The 19115-nt window shown below is 62.5% G+C and carries 12 protein-coding genes; 4 read left to right on the forward strand and 8 right to left on the reverse strand.

The features are described from left to right. Complete coding sequence (locus KI612_RS07310; RefSeq protein ID WP_226443156.1) at positions 1-492, reverse strand: hypothetical protein; 492 nt, start codon at positions 490-492, stop codon at positions 1-3. Between the two features lie 173 nt (positions 493-665). On the opposite strand from KI612_RS07310, the gene rquA reads away from it, so the two are divergent. Continuing rightward, positions 666-1406 carry a rhodoquinone biosynthesis methyltransferase RquA gene (gene rquA / locus KI612_RS07315; protein WP_226443157.1) on the forward strand — a complete coding sequence of 247 codons (741 nt, stop codon included), beginning with the start codon at positions 666-668 and terminating at the stop codon, positions 1404-1406. Positions 1407-1434: 28 nt separating this feature from the next. Here rquA and KI612_RS07320 read toward each other — a convergent pair whose 3' ends face one another. The 3 genes from KI612_RS07320 to KI612_RS07330 are packed head-to-tail and all read right to left on the reverse strand — an operon-like array spanning position 1435 to position 5254. Continuing rightward, the gene (locus KI612_RS07320; RefSeq protein ID WP_226443158.1) at positions 1435-2010 is read right to left on the reverse strand and encodes a putative metalloprotease CJM1_0395 family protein; all 576 of its coding nucleotides are present in this window, start codon (positions 2008-2010) and stop codon (positions 1435-1437) included. Beyond that, on the reverse strand, positions 2007-4145 hold the full coding sequence (locus KI612_RS07325) for a putative bifunctional diguanylate cyclase/phosphodiesterase (protein WP_226443159.1): 2139 nt from the start codon (positions 4143-4145) through the stop codon (positions 2007-2009). Before KI612_RS07325 ends, KI612_RS07320 begins: the two co-directional genes overlap by 4 nt. Continuing rightward, a complete protein-coding gene (locus KI612_RS07330; protein WP_226443160.1) occupies positions 4142-5254 on the reverse strand; it encodes an FIST signal transduction protein in 1113 nt (370 codons plus the stop codon). Before KI612_RS07330 ends, KI612_RS07325 begins: the two co-directional genes overlap by 4 nt. Positions 5255-5444: 190 nt before the next feature. Here KI612_RS07330 and KI612_RS07335 point away from each other — a divergent pair, with 190 nt between their 5' ends. Genes KI612_RS07335 through KI612_RS07345 form a run of 3 tightly spaced genes read left to right on the forward strand, consistent with a single transcriptional unit; the run spans position 5445 to position 10937 of the window. Then, on the forward strand, positions 5445-6374 hold the full coding sequence (locus KI612_RS07335; RefSeq protein WP_226443161.1) for a MerR family transcriptional regulator: 930 nt from the start codon (positions 5445-5447) through the stop codon (positions 6372-6374). A 2-nt stretch (positions 6375-6376) separates the two neighbouring features. Beyond that, on the forward strand, positions 6377-7015 hold the full coding sequence (locus KI612_RS07340; RefSeq protein ID WP_226443162.1) for a biliverdin-producing heme oxygenase: 639 nt from the start codon (positions 6377-6379) through the stop codon (positions 7013-7015). Then, positions 6975-10937, forward strand: a complete 3963-nt coding sequence (locus KI612_RS07345) for an EAL domain-containing protein (protein WP_226443163.1) — start codon at positions 6975-6977, stop codon at positions 10935-10937. The genes KI612_RS07340 and KI612_RS07345 overlap by 41 nt, the downstream gene beginning before the upstream one ends. A gap of 79 nt (positions 10938-11016) precedes the next feature. Here the strand turns inward: KI612_RS07345 and cysN are convergent, their stop codons facing one another. The 4 genes from cysN to ycaO all read right to left on the reverse strand — a co-directional run bounded on the left by cysN (position 11017) and on the right by ycaO (position 19023). Continuing rightward, a complete protein-coding gene (gene cysN / locus KI612_RS07350; RefSeq protein WP_226443164.1) occupies positions 11017-12291 on the reverse strand; it encodes a sulfate adenylyltransferase subunit CysN in 1275 nt (424 codons plus the stop codon). A gap of 87 nt (positions 12292-12378) precedes the next feature. Next, positions 12379-13317, reverse strand: coding sequence for a sulfate adenylyltransferase subunit CysD (gene cysD / locus KI612_RS07355; protein WP_226443165.1), 939 nt, complete (start codon positions 13315-13317; stop codon positions 12379-12381). Positions 13318-13488: 171 nt separating this feature from the next. Continuing rightward, positions 13489-17169, reverse strand: coding sequence for a PAS domain S-box protein (locus KI612_RS07360; protein ID WP_226443166.1), 3681 nt, complete (start codon positions 17167-17169; stop codon positions 13489-13491). A gap of 138 nt (positions 17170-17307) precedes the next feature. Then, positions 17308-19023, reverse strand: coding sequence for a 30S ribosomal protein S12 methylthiotransferase accessory factor YcaO (gene ycaO / locus KI612_RS07365; protein WP_226443167.1), 1716 nt, complete (start codon positions 19021-19023; stop codon positions 17308-17310). Positions 19024-19115 lie beyond the last annotated feature (92 nt).

A 19115-nucleotide genomic window follows, 5' to 3' on the forward strand; every position in this document is an offset into this window, starting at 1 on the left:
TCAGTCCTTGCGGCGACGCGCCGGCATCGGCTTGCGCTGGCGCTGGCCGGGGCGTTGTGCCGACTTGTCTTCCGGTTTCGGCTTCGGCACCAGCAGGTTCTTGACCGGGCTGGCCGCGGCGGCGCGGTGTGCGGTGATGGCGGCGTTGACGGCGGCTTCCTCAACCGTGACGACCGGGTGTTCGCCCTTGCTGGCGTACATCGAGAGCTTGTCGCGGATGATGAACAGGCGTTCGGCGGTATCGGCCTTTTTCGGCAGCTTGTTGACGATTTCCTGGGCGTCCGGCGTCAGCGCATAGCCTTCGCCAGCCTGCACCAGCAGGCCGTTGGCGGCGAGGCGGGTGAAGGCTTCGGCGAGCTTGGGCGCGGCCGGGACATTGCCCTGCAACAGGTCGATGGCGGCGACGATGTCGAGCAGTTCGGCAGGTTTGCGCTTGGCGCCGAGCATTGCGGCGAGCAGGAGGAGGACGTCTACATCATGAATGGCTTGCATCTTTGACCTTTGAAATTCGGTGAAATGGGTGCCGGGCGGGTGCGGGCACCAAACATCCGCGCGCAGGGAGGCGCGGATGGAAAGCAGTGCTTTTCGGTGAGGGTGAGAGTGTAAGGGCTGGCACCCCAAAATAACGAGTGCTTTCAGGCCTTAAACCGGGAGAGAATGCAACTATGAAGCCAAACGCCACAGATATAGCCGCGCCGTACGACTGTGACAGCGCTTTTCCCGAGGCCCAACCCGCTGCCGATATTCCGGAATATCTCGGCCAGCATTACTGGTGGGCCTACCTGCATCCAGGCGCCGTGCGCTTCTTCGAGCGCGAATGGCTGGTCAACCTGATCCTGTGGGGCAATTTTCGTCGCCTGCGCGATGCGGCCCTGGCCGAACTGGGGCCGAGCATCAAGGGTCGCTGCCTGCAGATCGCCTGCGTCTATGGCGATTTCAGCCAGCGCATCGCGGCCCGCCTCGCACCCGAGGCCCGGCTCGACATCATCGACGTGGCGCCGGTCCAGATTGCCAACCTGCGCAACAAGCTGGCGCCCGATCCGCGCATCCACCTCGGGCAGCAGGACGCGAGCGCCCTGCGTTTTGCCGACGCGAGTTTCGATTCGACACTGCTCTTCTTCCTGCTCCACGAGCAGCCGGCCGCCGTGCGTGCCGCGACGCTGGCCGAAGCCATGCGCGTCACCAAACCGGGCGGGCAGATCGTCATTGTCGATTACCACAAGCCGCGCGCCAGCAATCCGCTGCGCTACGTCATGCATCTGGTGCTGAAAACCCTGGAGCCCTTTGCGCTCGACCTGTGGCGGCACGAGATCGCCAGCTGGCTGCCGGCTGGTGTGGCGCCGGCGTCGATCAAGAAAAGCACTTCGTTCGGCGAGCTCTACCAGAAGATCGTCATCCGGCGCTAGAAAACGGGTTTTTTGCGGCGTCGACCGCTCAGGCCCAGGCCGTGAAGCTCTTTTGCTGCGCCGTTTCGCTGCTGCCGTAGTAGCGCTCGATCTGGCGCTGGCGTGCCGCGCCGGATTCGTCTTTACCTTCGTCCGGTTGCTCGCGGGCCAGTTCAAGTTGAGCTTCCTGTGCCATCTGGCTGGCCTGGGCGGCGACTGCCAGGTCCTGTCCGGAAGGATCGGCCGGGGCCAGTGCCGCAGCGCGGATGGTCCGGGCGCGGCTGATGGTTTCTTCCGGCGTCCGGCCGGGCGAGGTATCGATGCTGACTTCGCCACCGACTGCATAGCTGACGCCGTCCGGACCCTTCTGATAAGTGAAGCTGGCCGCCGATACGGCGAGCCCGCCGGCCGCGGCCAGATGCGCCTGCTCATGGCGGCGGACCTGCTGGTCGCGGGCCTTGAGTTTGGCGATCAACGCGGCGTCGGCCTTGTTGCCACTGGTGTCGCTTGCGCTGCCGGCCTGGCCTGCAGCGGCTTTGGGCGTGGCGCTGCCGCCGTTTGCCGCCGGCCCGGCGGTCGACGCTGCATAAGAAGGTGAATTGAAGCGCAGGCCGGAAATGTTCATGGGCGTGCCAGTTCGCGCCAGGTGGCGCCTATCTGCCAGCTTTCCATCCAGGCTGGCAGGCTTTCGGGGGGCATCGGGCGGGCGATGCCGTAGCCTTGCACGATGTGGCAGTCGAGCTGGTAGAGACTGGCGGCGTGCTGCATGCTTTCGACGCCCTCGGCAATGACGGCACGCTCGAAGGCCTGCGCCAGGCGGATGACGCTTTCGACAATGCTGCGGTCGCCGGGCGCGGTCAGCATGTTGCGGACGAAGCCCTGGTCGATCTTGAGCGTCTGGATCGGCAGGCGCTGGAAATAGGTCAGCGACGAATAGCCGGTGCCGAAGTCGTCAAGGGCGATGCTGATGCCGAGCGCACGGCATTCGAGCAGGGTTTTCGAGACATCTTCAAGGCGGGTGATGGCCGCCGTTTCGAGGATTTCGAGTTCGAGGCCGCGCGGGTCGATGCCGTCAAAGCGGGCGATGGCATCCTGCAGTTGCCGGGTGAAATCGGGCTGTTGCAGGTGGTGCGCGCTGATGTTGATGCTGATTCCGAACCGTCGCCCGGCGGCCTGCCAGCGGGCGAGCTGGCGCAGGGCGTGGTGGATGACCCATTGGCCAACGCCGATTTCGAGTTCGGTGCCGGCCAGCGCGGGCAGAAAGGTGGCCGGGGCGAGCAGGCCGAGTTCCGGATGCTGCCAGCGGATCAATGCTTCGACGCCGACGATTTCGCCGCTGCGCAGGTCGACCTTGGGTTGGTAAAAAAGGCACAGTTCGTTGTTTTGCAGCGCCCAGGCCAGACGCAGGCGCGATTCGCGGTGCGCCTGCACTTGCCGGTCCTGCTGTGTGTCGAACAGGTGGTAGCGGTTCTTGCCGCTCTGTTTGGCGAGGTACATCGCCTGGTCGGCATGGCGGATCAGGGTGTCGGCATCGGCGTCGTCACTCGGGAAGAAGGTGATGCCGATGCTGGCCGAGACCTGGCAAGTGATGTCGCCGTGGCGGATCGGCGTGGCCGCGGCATTCAGGATGCGGCGCATGATTTCGTCGCATTCGCCGGGCCCCGCGATGCCCTGCAGGACGATCACGAATTCGTCACCGCCCAGGCGGGCGATGGTGTCGTCCTCGCGGACGCAGGCTTGCAGGCGGGTGGCGATGGTGCTGAGCAGGATGTCGCCGGTTTTGTGCCCGTGCGCATCGTTGACCGCCTTGAAGCCGTCGAGGTCGAGCAGGCAGATGCCGAGCGAGCCTTCGGTGCGGTGCGCATGAGCCATGGCCTGGCGCAGGCGGTCATCGAGCAGGCGGCGGTTGGGCAAGCCGGTCAGCGGGTCGAAGTGCGAGATGCGGTAGAGCTCGGCCTCGTGCTCCTTCAGGTGATTGATGTCGGTAAACACCGCCAGATGGTTCTTGACGGCGCCCTGCGGGTCGCGAATCACCGCAATCGACAGCATTTCCGCGTAAATTTCGCCGGTCTTGCGGCGGTTCCAGATTTCTCCCCGCCAGCTGTCATGGTTCAGGAGATCCCGCCAGAGGGCCTGGTAGAAGGCGGCTTCCTGCATGCCGGAACTGAGCAGGCGGGGATCGCGGCCGAGCACTTCGTCGCGCGTGAAACCGGTGATCCGCGAGAAGGCACGATTGACATCGACGATACGGTTGTCGGCGTCGCTGATCATGATGCCTTCCTGGCTGTTCTCGAAGACGCTGGCAGCCAGTTGCATGCTGTCCTTGATCAGGCAGGCGACGGCGGCCTGGGCCAGCTTTTCGGCCAGCGGCAGAAAGGCCAGTTGCAGCGTCTGGCTGAGCGCTTCGCCCTGGCGACCGAAAACCAGCGTGCCGAAGCCGGGCAGGTGATAGAAGTGGAAGTGGGTGTCGCCGATTTCACGCACTTGCGGTGCAGTCGGCTGCTCGGCCAGGCCGGAGCCGTAAAGCAGGAAAGCGTGGAAACTCGGATTGGCCAGCGGATGGCGCGGCAGCAGGCAGGCCGCTTCGGCTGGCTGGCCGTCGTGGGCGGCCGGTGTGGCGCGCAGGATGGCGCAACTGGTGCCGTTGAGCAGGCGCAGCAGGGTGCGCGCGGTGCGCTGCAGCATCGGACTGAGTTCGCTGCTCGATCCGATGACCAGGGAGATCTGGTAGAGGATTTCGGTTTCGAGGCAGATGTTCATGATCTGGCCAGCAGGCCGAGTACGGCGGTCTTGTTGAGGAACTCGGGGTAGTCGCGCCCGTTGTTGCAGATTTCGCCGATCGCCAGCATGCCGATCAGCGGCTCCTCGCCCTGGACGCTGGCCAGTTCCTCGGTGAAGCGCTCGCCGAGAAAGAGAACGCGCGAAATGCAGTCGATGAACAGGCGCAGTTCGCCCGGTCCGGCACCGCTGCAGGCACGTCGGGCCGCTTCGCCGGCGGCGGCGATCAGGGCCTGCGGTTCGCCGTGCAGAACATGGACAAATGCGCCGGTGGCGACTTCGCCGACACAGGTCAGGCTGCCATCGCTGCCGACGCTGATCGGGTCGCGCACCACGACTTCGCTGCCGAGTTTGTGAATGCCGAAGGGGTAGGCCTTGGCGACCGCAAAGAAGTTGTCCGGGCCGGGTTCCTGGCCGCCATGGGCGCTGACGATTTCGCGGTAGACCTCCAGGGCCGGCCGGTAATTGAGGCTGTGGATAGTGTTCTGGTGCGCCGCGGTGACCTTGATCGAATCCGAGATGATTGTCCAGCCGTGGCTTCTGCCGATGCGACTATCGATTTCCAGGTGAACCAGCAGGGCGACATCCTGTTGCAGGCCGGCATTGCTGATTACGCAAGGTTTCTGCATCAGCGACAGCGAGCCGGCGCCACCGCCGATCTGGTTCATGCCCAGCCCGAGGTGTTCGAACAGGGCGCCGATCAGGTCGCCGATGCGGCCGGCAAAGCCGTCCACGAAGATGAGCAGGCTGCCCTGTGCGGCGCGCAGGTCGGCGCAGGCAGCGGCCGCCTGGTCGATGTCGAGTGCCGGATCACTCAGTTGCCCGATGCAGCGGATGTCGGGCCGTACCGGCAGGGCAACGACGATGCTGCCGCGGGCAAAGTGCTCGCGACCGAAGATGAGGCGCGGAAAGATGCCGCCAAAAACGGGCTTGCCGAGTTTGCGCAGGATCGGGTCGAGGGTTTCCGGCGAAAAGCCGTTGTCGTCGCAGGTCAGCAGCAACAGCCCGCCGGTTTCGGGTCGGGCGTCGAATGCGTCGAGAATCTGCGTCAGCGCGGCGAGCGTTCCTGTCGCTTCGAACCTGACCTGCATGTGAGAAAGCTCCCTGAATACGGCGCCATGAAACATTTGTCTCCAGTCGGGATGACGGGGAGGCCGCGTTTTTTGCGTTGTTTCGGGAAATTCTACACTCGCCCGGCATGGATGGTCAGTGCAAGAAAATAATGAGTTTGTCCGTGACAATGTGTCACGGACACTGACGAAAGGCGTATTATCCGGGCCCATGAATTCAGCCAGTGTTGTCGATGCTGCGGAGCTTGAACGTGAAACCGGTCTGGGCAAGGATCTCTTGCGCAAATGGCGTTCCCGTTACGGTTTTCCGACGCCCTTGTCCGGTAGCGACGGGGTGTCCGGCTATCCGCGCGAGCAGGTTGCCCAGCTGCGGCTGATCAAGCGTCTGCAGAACACCGGTTATCGCGCCCGGCAGGTAGTTGGCAAGTCGCTGGAAGAGTTGCAGCAACTGGCTCTGGTGGCGGTCTGCGCCGACAATGCGCAGCCGGAATCGGCATCGACCCGGCGGGCGCTGGATTTGCTGAAACAATTCGACCTGGCCGGCCTTGATGCTTTCCTGCTGGCCGAGCGGCAGCGGCAGAGCTTGCACGATTTTGTCATCGACACGGTTTCGCCGCTGGTCACCGGGCTCGGAGATGCCTGGGCGCGGGGTGAAATCGAGATTTACCACGAACATTTATGTACTGGCATCCTCAGTCGCCTGCTGCTTGCAGAAATCGGCAAGGCGATCCCGAAAGCCGGTTACCCGCGCGTCCTGTTTGCCACGCCCAGCGACGAGATGCATGTTCTCGGTCTGTACATGGTCCAGGCCGTGCTGGCGGATGCGGGGGCCTGGTGCACCGATATCGGCCCGCATGTGCCGCCAGGCGAGCTGGCATCGGCCGCGCGGGCCTGTCAGGCGGATATCGTTGCCCTGTCGTTCAGTTTTTCCTATCCCGAATGGCGGGTGCGACCGCTCCTGACGCATTTGCGCCAGAGTCTCCCGGCGACAGTGGCGTTGTGGGCCGGCGGGGCTGGTGTTTCCTTCATCAAACGCCCGTCGCGCGGGATTCGTGTGTTTTCCGACCTGGGCGCTGCGGTGGCGGCCCTTGAGCAGCGCGCCAATAAGACTGACGCGCCCGACCCGGCAAAGGAAGCTTGAATTTGGCCAAGCCGACCGATCTTTCTGATGTCCGCCGCCTGTTGCGGGATGGCACCCATGCCGAACATGTCCGGCTGAATCAGCATCCCCTGCTGGCGGGTATCACCCGGCCTGACTATGCACTGACGACATACCAGCTCGTACTGACCGCCTACTTCCATTTTTACCGTGCCCTCGAGGCAGCCATCGACCAGGCGCTGGCCGCCGGCTTGAGCCGCTTTGATTATGCGCCGCGCCGCAAGCTGCCCTGGCTGGTGGAAGATCTGGCGTATTTCGGGATCGATCCCGAGCTTGCTTTCCGGCAAGCCGGCATTTCACTGCCGGCGATGAGGTTGACCGATGAGGGGCAACTGCTGGGCGCGCTCTACACCATCGAAGGTTCTTCGCTGGGCGGCCAGGTCATCTCGCGGCATCTGGCAGCGCATTTGGCGCTCTCGCCGGAGCAGGGGGCGCGGTTTTTCTACGGCTATGGTGATCAAACCATGCCCTTATGGCAGCAGTTCGACAGTTTTATCAATGCCGCCCTGACGCACGAAGCAGCTCGCCTTGCTGCGCTGCAGACCGCCCAAACGACATTTGCCACGATGGAAGCAGTTCTCGATGAATACCTTGCCCGAAGCCAGCCAGCAAGCAGCGCTTGAAGAAGCCCTGAAGGTTTGCGCCAGCGAACCGATTCACCTGATCGGCAACATACAGCCGGTGGGCGTTCTGCTCGCGGTGGATAGACAGTCATTCATCATCCGGGCGGCGAGCGCGAATCTGGACAGTATCTTTCCGGCGACCGCCGGCGGGGTGATTGGCCAGGCGCTGGCCACGCTGATCAGCGCCGAGCAACTGGACTGGCTGCACACCCTGATCGAACTCGGTGACTGGGGCGGGGCCAAGGTCTGGTCGGTCGACCTGCCAATCGATGGCAAATTGCGCACTTATGATGCCCAAGTCTTTCTCGCCGGCGATCTTTTCGTGATCGAGGTGGAGCAGGCGCAGGCATCGACCGGCGACGTCTTTCACAAGCTTTTCATCCCGATTCGCGATGCACTGTGGAAACTGGATGCGGAAAACGATCTCGATCAATACGCCCGCATGGCGGTCGAGCAGGTCCGTTCGCTGACCGGTTTCGACCGGGTCATGATGTATCGCTTCGATGCCAACTGGGATGGCGAAGTGATTGCCGAAAGCAAGATCGAGGAAGCCGACTCCTATCTCGGCAACCATTTTCCTGCTTCCGACATCCCGCCGCAGGCGCGCGCCTTGTACACCAAAAACCTGGTGCGCGTCATTGCCGACGTCAATGCCGAGCCGGTGGCGCTGCTCTCGGTCGACGGCAAGCAGCCGGCACAGGCGATCGATCTGAGTCATTCCTGGTTGCGCAGCATGTCGCCGGTGCATATCGAATATCTGCGCAACATGGGAGTCTGCGCCAGCCTGAGCATTTCGCTGGTGCAAAACGACCGGCTGTGGGGGCTGATCGCCTGCCATCATTTCACGCCGCGCTATGTCAGCCTGCGTTCGCGCGAACTCGACGAGTTCATCGGTCGCGTGGTCTCCCTGAAACTGATCAACATGGACGCCGTGGAGCGCGATGCGATGAGTCTGCGCATCCGCGACCTGCTTTACGAACTGACCAGCCTGATCCGGACTTCGGACGAGCTTGATTCGATCATCGTGCTGCTCAAGGAAAAGCTGCTCGGCCTGGTCCGCGCCGAGGGCGCCGTCGTCACCATCGAGGGGACTCGTCACCTGCTGGGCAATGTGCCGCCGCCGGCGGTGCTTGATCGTCTGGTCGGCCTGCTGCGGGAGCTGCCGGTGGCGCCGGTGTTTCATACCGATGATCTGCGCCAGTTGCTGGAAGGGGCGGGCCTGACGGTCGATGATGACGCGCTGAGCGGCATGATGGTGGCGCCGCTGGATCACAAGCTGAACAACTTCGTCATCTGGTTCCGCCCCGGTATCCTGCGTACCTTGCGCTGGGCCGGCAACCCGCAAAAGACAGTGATTCGCGATGGCGACGGCTTGCGGATCTCGCCGCGGACTTCCTTCGATACCTGGATCCAGACCTACCACGACAAATCGATGCCCTGGTCGCAGGTCGAGATCGATGCGGCCAATTCGCTGTCGCTCGCCCTGATCGAGGTGCTCGCCCAGAAGGCCCTGAAAAGCAGCGAGGAGAGTTACCGCCTGCTTGCTGAAAACTCGACCGACATGATTGCCCGCCTGCAACTGGATGGCCATTTCCGCTTTGCCTCGCCGGCCTGCCGTGAATTGTTCGGGCGCGAGAGCCTGCAGTTGAACGACCTGTGCCTGAGCGATGTCGTGGATGAAGCGCCCGAGGTGATCGCCAGCCTGCTGCAATCCTTGCAGTCGCTGGGGGCAATGACGACCCGGGTGATGCGGGGGCGGCGGCTGGATGGCTCCGATTTATGGGTCGAAGCGACCCTCAAGCACACCATCGGTGCGCATGGCGAGAGCGAGATCCTGCTCAATGCGCGCGATGTGACACAGCGCTACAACTATCAGCTGGCGATCGAGGATGTGCATCGTCGCCACACGCAGATTCTTGAGGCGGCGGGCGAGGGGCTGGTCAGCATCGACAATCGCGGCAATGTGGTTTACGCCAACGAGGTGGCGGTCAAACTCCTCGGTCACGACGAAGAGGAACTGGTCGGACGTTACTGCTGCGAGGTCTTTTGCTGGGAGGTGCCTGAGGTTTGCGGCACTGACGCAGGCTTTGGCTGCCCCTTCATCGCCACGCTGAAGGACGGCGAAACCCGTCAGGGAACGCAGCTGGTCGAGGCCGGCGAGGGGCGCCCGCACATGTTGCTGCAGTATGTGTGCACGCCTTTGTCCGATCATCAGCAGGTCAGCGGCTGCGTCATCGTGTTCAGTGAAATCGCCCCCAAGGCCGAGACCGGACAGAGCCTGCCGACCGAGGTGATTCTCGACGAGGCGGCCGAGGCGGTCATGGTGACCAACAGTGCGGGGCACATTACCTCGATCAACCGGGCCTTTACCGAAATCACCGGCTACAGCAGCAGTGAAGCCCTCGGGCAGAGCCCGCGCCTGCTCAAGTCGGGGGTGCATACGCCGCATTTTTATGCCGAGTTGTGGCGCTTCCTGCAGGAAAAGCGGCGCTGGTCCGGAGAAATCTGGAATCGGCGCAAGAATGGCGAGATTTATCCGCAGTGGGGCAGCATTTCGGCCGTGCTCGACAATGCCGGCAACGTGCAGAACTACGTTTCGGTGTTTTCCGATATCTCGAAGGCGAAGCAGGCGGAAGAGCGGCTTTTCCATCTGGCCAATCACGATCCGCTGACCTGCCTGCCCAACCGGATGAACTTCACCGAAGTCCTGGATCAGAGCCTGCAGCGCTGCAAGCGCCAGAAATATGGTGCCGCGGTGATTTTCATCGATCTGGATCGTTTCAAGATCATTAACGACACCCTGGGCCATGCGGTCGGTGACAAGTACCTGAAGATTATCGCCGAGCGCCTGCAGGCGGCGACGCGCAAGCAGGATGTTCTTGCCCGCTGGGGCGGTGACGAATTCGTGTTGTTCATGGAAGGCTTCGACGACGTGCACATGATCGGCGAGACGATGAGCCGCATGCTCGCCGGCCTGGCCGAACCGTTGCTGATGGGCGGGCATGAACTGATTCCGACGGCGAGTATCGGGATTGCCATTTATCCGAACGATGGCCGGCGCTCGGCGGAACTGATCAAGGCTGCCGATACGGCGATGTACGGCGCCAAGCAGCGCGGCCGCAATTGCTACGAGTTCTACTCGCAGGACATGGTGAAGGGGCTCAACGACAAGTTGCAGATGACCAGCGAGCTGCGCCACGCCTTGCTGGAGCAGCAGTTTTTCCTGGTCTACCAGCCGCAGGTTGATCCGGCCGACGGCAGCGTCAAGGGCGTCGAAGCGCTGGCGCGCTGGCGGCACCCGCAACGCGGCGTGCTTCCGCCGGCGGCTTTCCTGCCGATGATCGAGGAAATGGGGCTGATCGGCGATTTCGGACTCTGGGTGCTCAACGAAGCCTGCCGCCAGATGCGGCTATGGAGCGAGCAGGCGCTGCCGATTCCCAAGGTGGCCATCAACGTTGCGCCGGCCCAGCTCAAGGATTCCTTCATTGGCGAGGTGGACGCGGCGATCCGGAAGTCGGGCATAGATCCGGCCCGGCTCGAACTGGAAATCACCGAAGGCGCGCTCGAATCCGGCGAAACCGCCCGCCGCATTACGGCCGGCCTGCGTGCACTCGGGACGCTGCTCGCGGTCGACGACTTCGGTACCGGCTATTCCTCGCTCTCCCACATCAAGCTTTTTCCGATTACCTGTTTCAAGATCGACAAGTCCTTTGTGGACGGCATTCCGGACAATGCCGCCGACGTCGCCATCGTGCGCGCCATCCTCGCGCTGGGTTCGAGCTTCAAGGTCGAAATAGTTGCCGAAGGTGTCGAAACCGTCGAGCAGATGCAGTTTCTCAAAAACGAAGGGGTGAGCAACATCCAGGGCTACTACTTCGCCCGTCCGATGCTGCCGGAGGATTTGTTGGGCTGGCTGAGCTGAAACGAAGGCCGGCTGGTACATGGATAAAAAAATGCCTCCGGAGTCGGAGGCATTTTTGCTCTTTTGATGCGGTCGACCGTTACAGGATCATCCCCGCGCCAACCGTGTTGTTGTTGCTTTCATCAATGATGATGAAAGCGCCGGTGCCGCGGTTTTCCAGGTAGGGGTCGGCGAACAGCGGCTGGGCCAGCTTGAAGGTCACCTGGGCGATGTCGTTCATCGCCAGTTTCTCGGCCGGCACCTTTTCCAGCGTGTTCACGTCCAGGCGATGGTCAATGGCGGCGAGCTTGGCTTTGCTGTCGCGCGTCGTGTGGCGGATCAGGTAGGTGCGGGCACGGTCCATCGGCGCTTCGGCCATCCAGCAGACGGTGGCTTCGATCTGTTTGACGGCAGCCGGCACTTCGTTCGACTTGACGATCATGTCGCCGCGCGAGGTGTCGATTTCATCGGCAAGCAGCAGGGTGATCGATTGTTCGGTGAAGGCTTCCCCGATATCGACGCCACCGAGTTGCACGGCCTTGACGGTCGACTCGCGGCCGGAGGGCAAAACCGTGACGGCGTCGCCGACCTTGATCGAACCGGCTTCGACGCGGCCCATGAAACCGCGGTAGTCGTGCAGTTCCGGGTTGGCGGAATCCTGCGGGCGGCAGACGTACTGGACCGGGAAGCGGAATTTCTCGGTGTGCTCGGTATGCGCGGCCGGGGCGGCTTCGAGCATTTCGAGCAGGGTCGGGCCTTCGTACCAGTTCAGGTTGTCGCCACGGTCCACGATCATGTCGCCGTTCAAGGCGGACAGCGGAATGAAGCGGATGTCTTCGATGCCGACCTTGGCGGCGAATTCGAGATAGTCGGCCTTGATCTTCTCGTAGGTTTCCTGCGCGTAGTCCACTAAATCCATCTTGTTGATGGCGACGATCAGGTGCGGGATGCCGACCAGCGAGGCGAGCTTCGAGTGGCGACGGGTTTGCGTCAGCATGCCCTTGCGCGCATCGATCAGGATGATGGCGAGGTTGGCGGTCGAGGCGGCGGTCACCATGTTGCGGGTGTACTGCTCGTGGCCCGGCGCGTCGGCGATGATGTACTTGCGCGTGCCGGTCGAGAAATAGCGGTAGGCGACGTCGATGGTGATGCCCTGTTCGCGCTCGGCTTGCAGGCCGTCGGTGAGCAGCGACAGGTCGACGGCGCCGAGGCCGCGCTTTTCCGAAGTCTTGGCGATGGCCGACAGCGTGTCGGCGAGAATGGTCTTGGTGTCGTACAGCAGGCGACCGATCAGGGTGCTCTTGCCGTCATCGACGCTGCCGCAGGTCAGGAAGCGGAGCAGGCCGTGGTCTTCGATTTTGTCTTGTGTGGTCATGTCTTTTTTCCGTAAGGATCGAGGATTCAGGATCGAGGATCGAGTGGCCTGCGGTTTTGCCGGGGCCTCGATCCTAATAACTCGATCCTAGAAATACCCTTCTTTCTTGCGTTGTTCCATGGAGGCGTCGCTGGTCTGGTCGTCCAGACGCGTTGCGCCGCGCTCGGTGATGGTGGTGGTGGCGGTTTCGAGCACGATCTTGCTGACAGTGTCGGCGTCCGACTCGACCGGTGCGGTGCAGGAGATGTCGCCAACGGTGCGGAAGCGCACCAGCAGGTCGATGACCTCTTCACCGGCTTTCACCGGGTTGGCGAGTTCGCCGGAGACGAGCGGTACATTGACCGGCACGATGGCGCCCTGGCGCATGACGACCGGGCGGGTGTGGGCAAAGTAGATGCTCGGCAGTTCCAGGCCTTCGCGCTCGATGTATTGCCAGACGTCCATTTCCGTCCAGTTCGAGATCGGGAAGGCGCGGATGTTCTCGCCCTTGTGGCTGCGGGCGTTGTACAGGCTCCACAGTTCCGGGCGCTGGTTTTTCGGGTCCCACTGGCCGAATTCGTCGCGGAAGGAAAAGATGCGTTCCTTGGCGCGGGCCTTTTCCTCGTCGCGACGGGCGCCGCCGATGCAGGCGTCGAAGCCGAATTCCTCGATGGCTTCGAGCAGCGTCACCGACTGGTGCTTGTTGCGCGATTCGCCTTCATGCTTGAGCACGACCGTGCCGCGCGCCATGGAGTCTTCGACCGAGCGCACGATCAGGCGCTCGCCGAGTTCGGCGGCACGCTGGTCGCGGAAGGCGATGACTTCCTTGTAATTGTGGCCGGTGTCGATGTGCAGCAGCGGGAAGGGGAACTTGCCGGGGCGGAAGGCCTTCTCGGCGAGGCGCAAGAGGCACAGCGAATCCTTGCCGCCGGAGAAGAGCAGCACCGGGTTGGAACACTGGCCGGCCACTTCACGCATGATGTGGATGGCTTCGGCTTCGAGCCAGTCGAGATGGCTGAGCGTGGAGGAGGTGGAGCGTTGGGTCATTGCTGGGTAATCCGCAGGGATTGTCGAATGGGCGCCATTGTAGCAAGGCCTTAATATTCAATTAAGAACATGTGAGCATCTGTTTATCGTGTTTTGATATAAAGAGATGTGTTTTCACGTCTCGGCACCAGCGCAGCGGTCAACTCGCGATTTTGGGCAAAAACCGTCGTTTCAGGAGGTGGCCGCCTGGCGCAACCATTTCAGGATGGTCTGGTAGAGCCGGTCCGGATCGACCGGCTTGGAAACGAAGTCGTTCATGCCGGCGTGCAGGCAGCGCTCCCGGTCCTCGTTGAAGGCATTGGCGGTCATCGCGATGATCGGAATGGCCTGGCCGCCAGGCAGGGCACGAATCCGGCGGGTGGCTTCCAGCCCGTCCATGCGCGGCATCTGCATGTCCATCAGGATCAGCGCGTAAGGGGCATGACTGCTCTGCCGGAAGATGTCGACGGCGATCTGGCCGTCTTCGGCGACATCGATTTCCAGGCCGGCTTCGCACAGGAGTTCGCGGGCGACTTCCTGATTGATCAGGTCGTCCTCGACCAGCAACAGGCGCCGGCCGGGATAATCCCGGCGCAGGCTGTTTTCGAGTTTGCCATCGGCTGCGCTCGGTTCGAGGGCCGCAGCGTCGCTGTTTGTCTTGTCCAGGTTTGCCGTGAACCAGAAGGTGCTGCCTTCACCGAGGCTGCTCTCGACACCCGCTTCGCCGCCCATCAGTTCGGCCAGGCGCCGGGTGATGGCGAGGCCGAGACCGGTACCACCGAAATTGCGGGTGGTCGAACCGTCGGCCTGCTCGAATGCATTGAACAGCCTGGACTGGACTTCGGGCGTGATGCCGATGCCGGTGTCACTGACGGCAAACCGGACCAGCACCTGAGTTTCGTCTTCCCGCTGTTTCCTGACCTGCAGGGTGACACTGCCTTGCTCGGTGAATTTGATCGCGTTGTTGGCCAGATTGAGAAAGGCCTGGGTCAGCCGGGTCGAGTCGCCCAGCAGCGTGCCCAGATCCTGATCGTTATCGACGCGAAGTTCTATCCCTTTTTCCTCGGCAACTTCGGTCAGCATCGAGATGATGTTGATGCTCAGGGCGCGCGGGTCGAGCGGGCGTTGTTCGAGTTCGAGCTTGCCCGCCTCGATCTTCGAGAAATCGAGGATGTCGTTGATGATTGCCAGCAGGTGGTTGCCCGAGGTGGCGATCTTGCGCAGGCGCTCGACGTGCCCGGGATCGCTGATCTGCCGGCCGAGAATGCGCGCCATGCCAAGAATGGCGTTCATCGGGGTGCGGATTTCATGGCTCATGTTGGCGAGAAATTCGGACTTGGTCCGCGTTGCGATTTCGGCCGTTTCCTTGGCCTGGCGCAGCACGGCGAGTGTTTCCCGTTCGCTGGTGATGTCCTCGATGACCGCCATGGCGCCGCGTTCCGGATGGTTCGGGTCGAGGAGCTGGCCGCGCAAGCGCGCCCAGAAGGTCGAGCCGTCCTTGCGGATCATTTCCTGCTCGCGGCAATGCACCTTGCCGAGCGCCATTTCTGCATAGGCGACACTGCCGCCCAGTTCCCAGCCTGCCTGGTCGATGTACCAGAGGCGGGTCGAGCAATCATCGAATTCACCCGGTCCGTAGCCGAAGATGATTTCGAGCTGACGGTTGCAGCGCTGGATGATGCGGTCGCGAATCAGCACGATGCCGACGCTGGCCGAGTTGAAAATGGCCCGCTGTTCGATGTTTGCGTTGCGCAGTTCGATCTCCAGGGTCTTGCGCTGGGTGATGTCGGTATGCGTGCCGACCGCCCGGGTCGGGCGGCCGCTCGCGTCACGGCCGACGACCTTGGCGCGACTCAGTATCCACAAGTAGTTGCCGTTGCCACTGCGCAGCCGGAACTCCAGTTCGTAATGGCCGATCTGGTTCAGGCGGCGCTGCGCCTCGGCGGCCACCCGTTCGCGTTCTTCCGGATGCAGCAGATTTAGCCAGCAACTGGCCAGCGAATTGTCGAAGAGGGCCGGGTCGTGGCCGAGCATGCGGAAATAGGCCGGGGTGCAGTAGCACTCGTCGCTTTCCATATTCCAGTCCCACAGGCCATCGGTCGATGCTTCCATGGCCAGCGACAGGCGTTCCTCACTCTGGCGCAACTGGTCCTCCAGCTTGCGGTAGCCGCTCAGGTCGGTGAAGGTGGCGAGCAGGCCGTTGTCGAGCAGGCGACCACCGATCAGCATGGTGGCCTGCTCGCCATTCTTGCGACTGACCCGGTATTCCCTGGCCTCGATTTCGCCGGCGCTCAGGCGAGCCTGGGCGACAGCCTTTTCCCATGTCGTGCGGACCCATTGCCGATAGTCCGGATCCGGATAGGCGCGCCACCACCATTCGTCTATGGTCGGCAATTCCTCCGGGGCATAGCCGAATGTTTCGGTAAAACGCCGGTTGAAGAACACGATCTGCTCGCCATCGAGAAAAACCATGGGGATAGGGGCTGCCTCGAAGAGCTCGCGCAACTGGCGGTCGTTTTCCGTACTGATCGCCGCCTGGCGCGCCATGGCCAGGGCCTGTTCGGCCTCCAGGCGGGAGCTCACGTCACGCGACAGCATCAGGTAGCGTTCGCCACCTGCGCTGGCCGTCTTCATCTGGGCGACGGAAAGTTCGAACCAGTGTGTCCGGCCGTCGATCGGCAGCATGATCACCCGGCCGTAGTCAGTCCCGCGCTCGCGGGCCGCCTGCAGCGCCTGATGCACACTTTCGGCTGCTTCTGGCGGCAGTGCCTCATCCACCGTCAGTCCGAGCAGTTCCTGCCGGGACGCAGCGAGCAGGCTTTCCTTGCTGGCGTGAATGTCGATGTAGCGGGCATCGCCGTCCAGTTCAAAAAGCAGGTCGGGAATGGCTTCCAGTGTTGCGGCAAGGTGGTCCTTGGCACTTTCACTCGCCGCGCGCGCGGCTTCGAGATCGTCCAGGGCCTGCTTCAGCGTTTGGGTCTTGCTGGCGACGCGGCCGACCAGCATACGGTTCCAGATGAAGAGCAGGGTGCCGAGCGCGAGGAGGACGAGCAGCGCGCCGCCGGCATAGCGTCCGTAAGTGCTGAAATCGAGTGTTGTGCCCAGCCATTTCCGGCGCAGGGCGGCGTCCTCTTCTTGACTGATCGCACGCATGCCGGCAACGACCAGGGCCAGCGTCGCCTCATCGCCCTTCTTGACCGCCCGGTGGAACTGGCCTTGTTGCAGATTGAAGGCTTTGCGGAACTGCGTTTCGACCTTGAGCCGGTACATGTAGAAATTGGCTGGGTATTCGTCGAGACAGAAGACCTTGACCTCGCCGGCTGCGGCGGCCTGGATCAGTTCGGTATAGCTGCGGTAGTACTTGTGATTGACGATGCCTTCGCCATTGAGCGCCTCGATGCAGGCATCGCCTTCCATGAGGCCGACCTGGAAGCCCCTCAGGGTTTCGCTGCCGGATATGCCGGAAATCGATGCATGGCTGTAGATGGCGACCGGCAAGTCGGCGTAGGGCGGCGAGAAGTCGTAATAGGGAGCGCGGCCCGGTGTTGCGAAAATGGTTTCGATGACATCCGCCCCGCCTTTTTGCATGACTTTCTGTGCATCGGCCCAGTTCATCGCAATGAAATTGACCTTGACGCCGGTTTTGCTTTCCCAGAGTTGCCAGTAGTCGAGCAGGTAGCCGGCCGGCTCGCCGGCATCGGTACGGAACAGGAAGGGCGGATAGTTGTCGTCACCAACCACGGTGATTGCCACCGGTCGGGTCGGAATCGGCTGTGCGTCGGCAGCAGGTGCATGCGGCGGGACCAGATAGCCGCTTGCAGCAAGGACGAGACAGCATGTCAGGGCACGTTGGCGCCACAGGGTCCTGATCATTTCCGCTCCTGGTTGATCGAAAGCCGGATGCGCCGTGTTGGCGCATCAGCTTGGTCAGGCTTGAGCGTTAATAATAAGGGGAAAAGCGATGCGCAGGTTATGCCTTGATGCTATTCCTTTGGCAATTTTTGCTGGTTCTCAGATGCCGTTGTGAACCTTGGTGTATTCCTGCAACAGCTGCTGGTGCAGTTCGCAGCCGGCCAGGTCGGGGCCGGGCGAGACCAGGCCGAAAAAGCGGATGTCGCCGTCGATCAGGTCGGTGGCGAGATCCAGCGTTGCATCACCGTAGAGAGTGACCAGGGCGGCTTCGAAATTGTCCGGATTCTCCATGTCGAGCAGGGTTTCGATGCAGTCGTAGGTGCGGCGACGGCCGGCATCAAGCTGTTCGAACTGGCGCACCCAGGCGCAACCCTCGCGGATTGCAGCGCCATCGCCAATGGCCAGCGCGAGCATGGTCTTCAGTTCGCCGACACGCAGGTCGGCCCACAGCGAGCCGGCATCCGGGGCGAGGCCGATCAGCGCGGCGACCGGGCGCTCGTCGGCGATGTTGAGTGCGTTCAGGGTGTCGAGCAGGTCGATGCACTCGTCATCGTCGAGTTCGGCGAGGTTGAGGATGGCCGGGCGAAGGATGGCGCCGTGGCTGTTGTTTTCCCATTCCAGATCGTCGATCGGGTAGATCTCCGACATGCCGGGGACCAGGATGCGGCAGGCGTACACGCCGAGATGCTCGAAGTCGGCGACGTAGATGTCGTGGCCGGCGGCGTGGATGCAGTCGCACAGCCAGGCGTAGTCGGCGGCCGTGCTGTCGCTGAAGTTCCAGTCGACAAAGGCGAAATCGGCTTCCTCGCCGAGAAATTCCCAGCTGATCAGGCCGCTCGAGTCGACGAAGTGGATTTCGAGGTTCGGTGCGCTGGCGATTTCCTCGAGATTGAAGCCGGGCGCCGGGAAGCCGTCGAGAGCATCGAGGGCACGGCCCTGTAGCAACTCGGTCAAGGCCCGTTCGAGAGCGATTTCAAAACGCGGATGCGCACCGAAGCTGGCGAACACGCCCTGGTCGTGCGGGTTGAGCAGGGTTACGCAGAGCACCGGGTACTTGCCGCCGAGCGAGGCGTCCTTGACCTGAATGCCGAAGCCGGCCGCACACAAGCCGGCAATGCTGGCGGCAATCGCCGGGTAACGGCCAATGACTTCTGCCGGCACGTCCGGCAGGCAAAGACCTTCCGCAATGACCTTGAACTTGACGTGGCGCTCGAGGATTTCGGCGAGTGCCTGGGCGCGTGCCTCGGCTGGCGTGTTGCCGGCCGCCATGCCGTTGCTGACGTAGAGGTTGCTGATCAGGTTGACCGGAAAGAAGACCTCGGCCGCATCGGCCTGGCGTACGTAGGGCAGGGCGCAGATGCCGCGCTCGAAGTTGCCGCTGTTCAGGTCGACCAGCATGTCGGCCGGAATGCTGTTGTCCGGGTTGTAGAAGGCCTGCAACTCGGGGGTCAGCAATTCGGCCGGCCAGGCGGCGTCGACCGCCGGGAACCAGCGTTCGCGCGGGTAATGCACGAATTCGCCTGTGGCCCACTGTTCGCCGAGATAGTAGTGGTTCCAGAAATAGTTGCAGGCCAGGCGTTCACAGAATTCGCCCAGCGCGCTGGCACGCGCAGCCAGCTGGCTGGTGCCCTTGCCGTTGGTGAACATCAGGTGGCAGGCGCGGTTGCGGACATGGACCGACCATACGTTGTCGACCGGGTTGAGCCAGGTACATTCCTCGAGATCGAAACCGCGTGCCGCCAGGCTGGCTTGCATTGAGGCGATGGATTGTTCGAGGGAGGCGTCTTTGCCCGGAATGAAATGTTCGTTTTGCATCGGGCAAGCTGCCAGGTAGTCAAGGTGAGCAGTGTACGCCAAGGCGGCAGAAATGGCGATTTGACGCCCTCCGGAATGCTCTGTCGCCATCG

Source organism: Quatrionicoccus australiensis (genome assembly GCF_020510525.1).
In the GTDB taxonomy this organism is placed as follows: Bacteria; Pseudomonadota; Gammaproteobacteria; order Burkholderiales; family Rhodocyclaceae; genus Azonexus; species Azonexus australiensis_B.